The following is a 7878-nucleotide window of genomic DNA, read 5'->3' as shown; positions in this document are numbered from 1 at the left end:
AAAGACACTCCGGGTGTAACCAGAGACAGGATATATGCAGATGCAGAGTGGCTTAATAAGGCATTTACAATGATAGATACAGGCGGTATAGAGCCTGACACAAGTGACATGATGCTTGCCAATATGCGTGAGCAGGCTGAGATAGCTATAGATACTGCAGATGTAATTATATTTATAACAGATGTGAAAACCGGACTTGTTGACTCGGACAATCAGGTAGCTCATATGCTTAGAAAGTCCAAAAAACCTGTAGTTTTAGTAGTTAATAAGGTAGATAATCCTGTTAAGCAGCAGGCAGATGTATATGAATTTTATAACCTCGGACTTGGTGAGCCATTTCCTATATCCTCTGTAAACCAGACCGGTATAGGTGATATGCTTGACGAGGTTATTAAACATTTTCCGGAAGACAGCCCTGAGGCGGAAGAAGATGATACCCCTAAGATAGCCATTATAGGTAAGCCGAATGTGGGAAAATCATCTATAATTAACAGATTGCTTGGTGAGAACAGAGTTATAGTTTCGGATGTTGCGGGTACTACAAGAGATGCTATAGATACCAGAATCCGCAGAAATGGAAATGACTATATAATGATAGATACTGCCGGTATCCGCAGGAAAAGCCGTATCAAAGAAGATATTGAATATTACAGTATAGTAAGAACAATATCTGCCGTTGAAAGAGCTGATATAGTAGTGCTCGTTATAGATGCAACCGAAGGTATAACCGAACAGGATGCAAAGATAGCGGGAATAGCACATGAGCGTGGTAAGGGTATAATAGTAGCTGTAAATAAATGGGATTTGATTGAGAAAACTGATAAGACCATGAATGAACATACTAAGAAACTTAAAGAAATCCTTGCCTATATGCCTTATGCAGAATTTCTTTTCATATCAGCAGTAAGCGGACAGCGTCTTAATAAGCTTTTCGACCTTATTGATGTGGTTATTCAGTATCACACACTGAGGGTATCTACCGGTGTGCTTAATGATATTTTAGCTGAGGCGGTAGCAATGCAGCAGCCGCCTACTGACAAAGGAAGAAGACTTAAGATTTACTATATCACTGAGGTGTCCGTCAAACCGCCTACCTTCATACTTTTTGTAAATAGCAAGAAACTTATGCATTATTCTTATACAAGATATATTGAAAATAAGATAAGAGAAGCTTTTGGCTTCACCGGAACGCCCCTTCGTTTCATCATCAGAGAAAGAAATGCTGATGATACAACAAAAATACATTAATAGGAGCATATATGTTAAGTGCAATTGTTATTTTTTTAGGATATGTATTTGGCAATTTTCCTACAGGACTTATTGTAGGAAAACTCAATAATATTGATATAAGGAAGACCGGAAGCGGAAATATAGGCTCAACCAATGCCCTGAGAACTTTAGGTTTTCTAAAAGGCGGACTTCCTACTTTGGTGGGAGATATATTAAAAGTTGTAATTCCCTGCCTTTTGGTAAAATATCTTATTTGTCCGGGACTTACAGGCAATGAGATTGGTTATTTAAGTACAGACTATTTTGTGCTTTTATGCGGATTTGGAGTTGTACTCGGACATAATTTCCCTGCTGTGCTTGGCTTTCATGGCGGAAAAGGCATAGCTTCTACCGGTGGTGCATTTCTTGTGTTTAATTTTCCTATGACTATGATACCACTTGCCGTATTTATTTTAGTCTGCTATATAACTAAGTATGTATCACTTGGTTCTATGATAGGCTTGATTTCAATTCCTGTTATTATTGCTTTTTTCTATCAGGGACAGTGGGCACTGGTTCTTGTGGCTTCATTATATGCCATTTTAGGAATTGCAAGACATAAGCCAAATATTGAAAGACTTATGAAGGGAACTGAAAATAAATTAGGTAAGAAGAAAGATTAAAGAGGAGGTAGTATGAAAATTGCAGTATTGGGTGCAGGTACCTGGGGAAGTGCCTTGACAATTTTACTTAACAACAATGGGCATGAACTTACGCTTTGGACTGCTGTTGAAAAAGAGTTTAATGAATTAAATGATACAAGAACAGTAAAGAACCTTAAAGGTGTTAAACTGGATGACAGCATAAAGCTTACAAATGATATAAGTTCTGCCTGCAAGGGCAAGGAACTTATAGTATTTGCAGTTGCTTCTCCTTACGTTAGAATGACAGCTAAAAAGGCAGCTCCTTTTATAGATAGAAAAATACCTGTTGTAAATGTGGCTAAGGGTATTGAAGAAGATACACTTATGACTTTGACCGAAATTATTGAAAGTGAATTTGAAGCAGATAATGGAGATAGGGGTATAGTCACGGTACTTTCAGGACCAAGTCATGCCGAAGAAGTGTCTATCGGGATGCCTACTACAGCAGTAGTGGGAGCTAAATCAAGAGAAATTGCCTGTATGATACAGGATACCTTTATGTCTGAGAGATTTAGAGTATACACAAGTCCTGATATAATAGGAATAGAGCTAGGTGGTTCTCTTAAAAATGTAATTGCTCTTGCCGCAGGTGTAATAGATGGACTTGGACTTGGTGATAATGCTAAGGCTGCCCTTATAACCAGAGGAATATCTGAAATTGGAAGACTGGGTATGAAGCTTGGTGGTAAGCTTGAAACTTTTGCAGGGCTTTCAGGCATAGGTGACCTTATAGTGACCTGTTGCTCGACTCACAGCCGTAACCATAATGCCGGTTTTCTTATGGGACAGGGTAAGACTATGGAAGAAGCTATGGCAGAGGTAGGACAGGTGGTAGAAGGTGTATATTCCGCAAAGGCTGCCAGTAAATTGGCTCATGCAAACAATATAGATATGCCTATAGTTGAGCAGATGAATAAGGTATTGTTTGAAAATAAAAAAGCAGAAGACGCTCTTAGTGAACTGCTTTTAAGAGATAAAAAGGATGAACACTCAGGTTTTGACTGGGATGAATAAAGATAGAAAGGCTGAAAATGGAGATAGATGTAGAAAAACTTACTCCTATGATGCGCCAATATTATGATATTAAAAAAGAATACAGTGACTGTATTCTTTTTTATAGAATGGGCGACTTTTATGAGATGTTTTATGATGATGCTTTAACTGCATCTAAGGTACTTGAAATTACACTTACAAAAAGGTCAGGCAGCAATGAGAACAGTCCGCCTATGTGTGGGGTGCCTTTTCATGCTGTGGACAGATATTTAAATAATCTTGTACAGGCAGGTTATAAGGTGGCTATCTGCGAGCAGACAGAAGATCCTAAGCTTGCCAAAGGGCTTGTAAAGAGAGAAGTAATAAGGATAGTTACACCGGGAACCAATCTTGATACCTCAGCACTTGAAGAAACTAAAAATAACTTTCTTATGGGAATAATAGCTGTAAATGAAGACTATGGTATTTCACTTGTAGATGTGTCTACAGGTGAGTTTCTTGTAACTGAGTTAGTCTCAGCTAAGTCTTTGCTTGATGAGATAACAAAATTTGAACCGGCAGAACTGGTTTGCAATGACAACCTTATTATATCGGGTATTTTGACTGATGATTTTATAGAAAAACAGCATTTGGTAATAACAAGGCTTGAAAAAAGATACTATGAATATTCTGCTGCAGTCAGGATGATTAAGAAGCATTTTAAGGTAGAAGTGCTTGACGGTCTTGGGCTTACAGGTATGGACAATGCAATCTGTTCGGCAGGTATGGTACTTGCTTACCTTTATGAGACGCAGAAAAATGATTTAACTCATATTATTTCAATCAAGCCATATTCAAACAATGCCTATATGATACTGGATGGCTCAACAAGAAGAAACCTTGAACTTACAGAAACGTTAAGAGATAAGAATAAGAGAGGTTCATTACTTTGGGTACTTGATAAAACCAAAACTGCTATGGGAGCAAGGCTTTTAAGGAATTTCTTAGAACAGCCCCTTGTGGAGAAGAAAGAGATAGAAGAAAGGCTTGATGCAATAGAAGACTTTAGCAGGAACATTATTACAAGGGAAGAAATCAGAGAATATTTAAATCCTGTATATGATATAGAAAGACTTCTTGCAAAAATCTGTTATAAAAGTGCCAATCCCCGTGATTTGCTGGCTTTTATGAATTCTATAGAGTTTTTGCCGGCAATTAAAAGTCTTTTACCTGAGTTTAATTCTAAACTGTTAAATGATTATAATGAAATGCTTGATCCTCTTTCAGATATTTACGAAAAGATTGACAGGGCAATAGTTCCCGAACCGCCGCTTTCAGTAAGAGAAGGCAGGATAATTAAAGAGGGCTATAATGAGGAAATAGACCGTCTAAAAAGAGCGAATACAGAGGGAAAAACCTTAGTTTCGGAGCTTGAAAATGAAGAAAAAGAAAGAACAGGAATTAAAAATCTTAAAATTAAATATAACAAGGTTTTTGGCTACTATATAGAAGTTACCAATTCATATAAGGATATGGTTCCTGATGACTGGACAAGGAAGCAGACACTTACCAATGCCGAAAGATATATAACGCCACGCCTTAAAGAGTTTGAAAATATGATACTTGGTGCGGAAGAAAGACTTGTAACCCTTGAATATGACCTGTTTTCAGCACTTCGTGATGAGATAGCCGCAGAAATTGTAAGGATAAGTAAGACCGCCAAAGCCATAGCCGGAATAGATGCCTTTATTTCACTTTCAGCAGTCGCGGAAAGTGAGGGTTTTGTACGCCCTAAGATAAATGAAGAGGGAATAGTTGATATAAAAGACGGAAGACATCCGGTAGTAGAGAAAATGATGGGCGGAGACGGTTTCATTGTAAATGATACTTATCTGGACGAAAAAAATGACAGAATTTCAATAATTACAGGGCCTAATATGGCAGGTAAGTCAACCTATATGAGGCAGACTGCTATCATAGTGCTTATGGCTCAGATAGGAAGTTTTGTACCGGCAAGCTCAGCCAATATCGGTATCTGTGACAGGATATTTACAAGGGTGGGAGCTTCTGATGACCTTGCAAGCGGCCAGTCTACCTTTATGGTGGAAATGACAGAGGTAGCAAATATTTTAAGAAATGCTACAAAGAACAGCTTACTTATTTTAGATGAAATCGGCAGGGGTACAAGTACATTTGACGGACTTTCTATAGCCTGGGCTGTGGTTGAATACATCAGCAATCCAAGACTTTTAGGAGCAAAAACTTTGTTTGCAACACATTATCACGAGCTTACAGAGCTTGAAGGCAAGCTTCCGAATGTAAACAATTACTGCATAGCCGTAAGGGAAGACGGAGATAATATAGTTTTCCTAAGAAAAATAGTTAAAGGCGGAGCTGATAAAAGCTACGGTATACAGGTGGCAAGGCTTGCGGGAGTTCCTAACAATGTAATTGAAAGAGCCAAAGAGCTTGCTATGGAGCTTGACAGCAATGATATATTGGAAAAAGCTAAGAAGCTTGAAGTGAAATCTGTGGCTGACGACAGCAGCGGTGCAAGAGAGTATGTAGAAAATAAGAATGTAATAGAGTTCTTATCGGAAACAGGCGGTATGCCTGACAAAAAAGAAGAGAAAAAGCTTTTAAAACCTAATAAAACAGATGAAAATCAAATCTCATTTTTTGGCTCGTCCAAGAATGAAGATGTAATAGCAGAGCTTATGGATATGAAGCTTGAAGAACTGTCTCCTATAGACGCACTAAACAAGCTCTATGCTATGCAAAAGAAGGTAAAAAGCAGAGGTTTATAGTTAGAAATGAGGTGAGGCTTTGGCAATAATTAACTTACTTGATAAAGATACTATCAATAAAATAGCAGCAGGAGAGGTTATAGAAGGGCCTGCTGCGGTAGTCAAGGAACTTGTGGAAAATGCAATAGATGCGGATGCAAACTCCGTTACTGTGGAAATAAAAGACGGTGGTACATCACTTATAAGGGTGACTGATAACGGAAAAGGCATAGGCAGTGATGATATTAAGATGGCTTTCCTGCCTCATGCTACAAGTAAGATTAAAACTGCCGATGACCTTGTCCTGGTATCAAGCCTTGGTTTCAGAGGTGAGGCTCTTGCCAGCATAGCCGCAGTCAGCGAGGTAGAAGTGCTTACCAAGACTGCTGATGAAATAAGCGGAATCAGATATGTGATAAACGGTGGCAAGGAAGAAGCTAATGAGCCAATCGGTACTCCGGAGGGTACTACATTTGTAGTAAGAAATATTTTCTATAATACACCTGCAAGAAAGAAGTTCTTAAAGACAGCAGCTACAGAAGGAAGATATGTTGGCGAGGTTATGGAGCATATGGCGGTAAGCCACCCTGAGATAGCTTTTAAGTTTATCCTAAACGGTCAGGTAAAGCTTCAGACTATGGGAAACGGTAGTCTGAAAGATGTACTATTCTACATATATGGAAAAGAAACTACATCCAATATAATTCCTGTAAATAATCCTGATGTGGAGGGAGAGCCTATAAACGGGCTTTCAGTACGTGGATATGTAGGAAAGCCGTCCTTAACCAGAGGAAATAAAGAGTATGAGAATTATTTTATAAACGGGAGATTTATAAAAAACAAGGTTATTACAAGGGCTATAGAGGATGCTTATAAGTCATTTCTTATGCAGCATAGGTTTCCTTTTACCTGTCTGCTTATAAGCGTTGACAGTTCTTTAGTAGATGTAAATGTGCATCCTGCCAAGTTAGAAGTAAGATTTAGTGATACGGAAAACTTATACAGACTCATTTTTCACGAAGTTGACAATGCCCTTAGGAAGAAAGATTTACTTCCTGATATGGGTATAAAGCAGGTTCCTGATAAGCAGCCCCTTGTAAGGGAGTTTAAATCTACATCTAAACCTGAAAAAAACGAGGGCTATGTAATTCCTGATATTCCTATGCCTGAGCCTTTTGAAAAAAGCAGACAGGGTGAGTGGAAAAAGGAATTAAAGCCTGTATTTAAGCAGGAAAGCTTTGTGACAGAGAAAACAAAAAGAGATGAGGCAAGTCCTCTTATTAAACCTGAGGTATATGCACCTTTAGCCGGTACTCCGGCTTCTGTTGTGGATTCATCTGAACTAAATAAAAGTTTAGAAAATAAAAATGAAATTTCATTTGATAATGTGAACAAAGATGAAAAATCAAATGCAGAAATTATTGGTTCAACCTTTGTAGAAGATGATGGAAAATCACTCAGAAATCAACATATAGAGTCAGTTGAAGAAGAAGGTAATGCTTACAAGAAAATATCGGATTACAACAAAGAAGAAACGATAATTAAGTCTGAAACTACAGCGGTAGAATTAGATTCTGATGCAGATGATGACCTTTCTCCCGAAGATTTTAAGGGAGGAATACTGGCAAAGAAAGCTCTCCCAGATATTAAAATTATAGGACAAATATTTGGAACTTACTGGATAATGGAATATGACGGAAATGTGTATATGATAGATCAGCATGCAGCCCATGAAAAGGTAATGTATGAGAAATTTGTCAAAGAAATATCAGTTAATAAAGTAACTTCACAGAACCTGCTGCCTCCTGTAGTTGTTACACTTTCAGGAAGCCAGAGACAGATAGTGGAGGAGATTAGTGAACATCTTAGACAAATAGGCTTTGAAATAGAGCCATTTGGTGGCAATGAATATGTAATAAAGGCAGTACCTACAGAGCTTTTTGGAATAAGTGAAAAAGAGCTTTTGTTCGATATTATTGACCAGTATTCGCTTGAGGGAAAAAAAGTTACTCCGGATACAGTGCTTTCTAAAATAGCAACCATGGCTTGCAAGGCTGCCATTAAGGGAAATATGAATATATCCCTGATTGAGGCAAAGGCACTTATTGAAGAGCTTATGAGCCTTGATAATCCATATAATTGTCCACATGGCAGACCTACTATGATATTTATGAGTAAGGCTGATGTGGAGAAGAAGTTTAAGAGGC

At 38.1% G+C, this 7878-nt stretch carries 5 protein-coding genes; all 5 read left to right on the top strand.

What is annotated here, in order from left to right:
* A partial coding sequence (der, locus tag ACTTKP_RS10180; RefSeq protein WP_442553795.1) for a ribosome biogenesis GTPase Der occupies window positions 1-1248 on the top strand: 1248 nt, incomplete at its 5' end.
* Window positions 1249-1259: 11 nt separating this feature from the next.
* Window positions 1260-1892 (top strand): glycerol-3-phosphate 1-O-acyltransferase PlsY, encoded by a 633-nt coding sequence (gene plsY, locus ACTTKP_RS10175; RefSeq protein ID WP_442553794.1) that lies wholly within the window; start codon window positions 1260-1262, stop codon window positions 1890-1892.
* Between the two features lie 12 nt (window positions 1893-1904).
* Window positions 1905-2927, top strand: coding sequence for an NAD(P)H-dependent glycerol-3-phosphate dehydrogenase (locus tag ACTTKP_RS10170; protein ID WP_442553793.1), 1023 nt, complete (start codon window positions 1905-1907; stop codon window positions 2925-2927).
* A gap of 17 nt (window positions 2928-2944) precedes the next feature.
* Window positions 2945-5692 (top strand): DNA mismatch repair protein MutS, encoded by a 2748-nt coding sequence (gene mutS, locus ACTTKP_RS10165; RefSeq protein WP_442553792.1) that lies wholly within the window; start codon window positions 2945-2947, stop codon window positions 5690-5692.
* Between the two features lie 19 nt (window positions 5693-5711).
* Window positions 5712-7878 (top strand): DNA mismatch repair endonuclease MutL (gene mutL / locus ACTTKP_RS10160; protein WP_442553791.1); only part of this gene is annotated, 2167 nt, incomplete at its 3' end.

Origin of the sequence: Catonella sp., assembly GCF_052169795.1 — a bacterium.
GTDB lineage: Bacteria > Bacillota > Clostridia > Lachnospirales > Lachnospiraceae > Catonella.
Note: the sequence above shows the minus strand (reverse complement) of the source record. Positions and strands in the feature narration are given on the sequence as shown.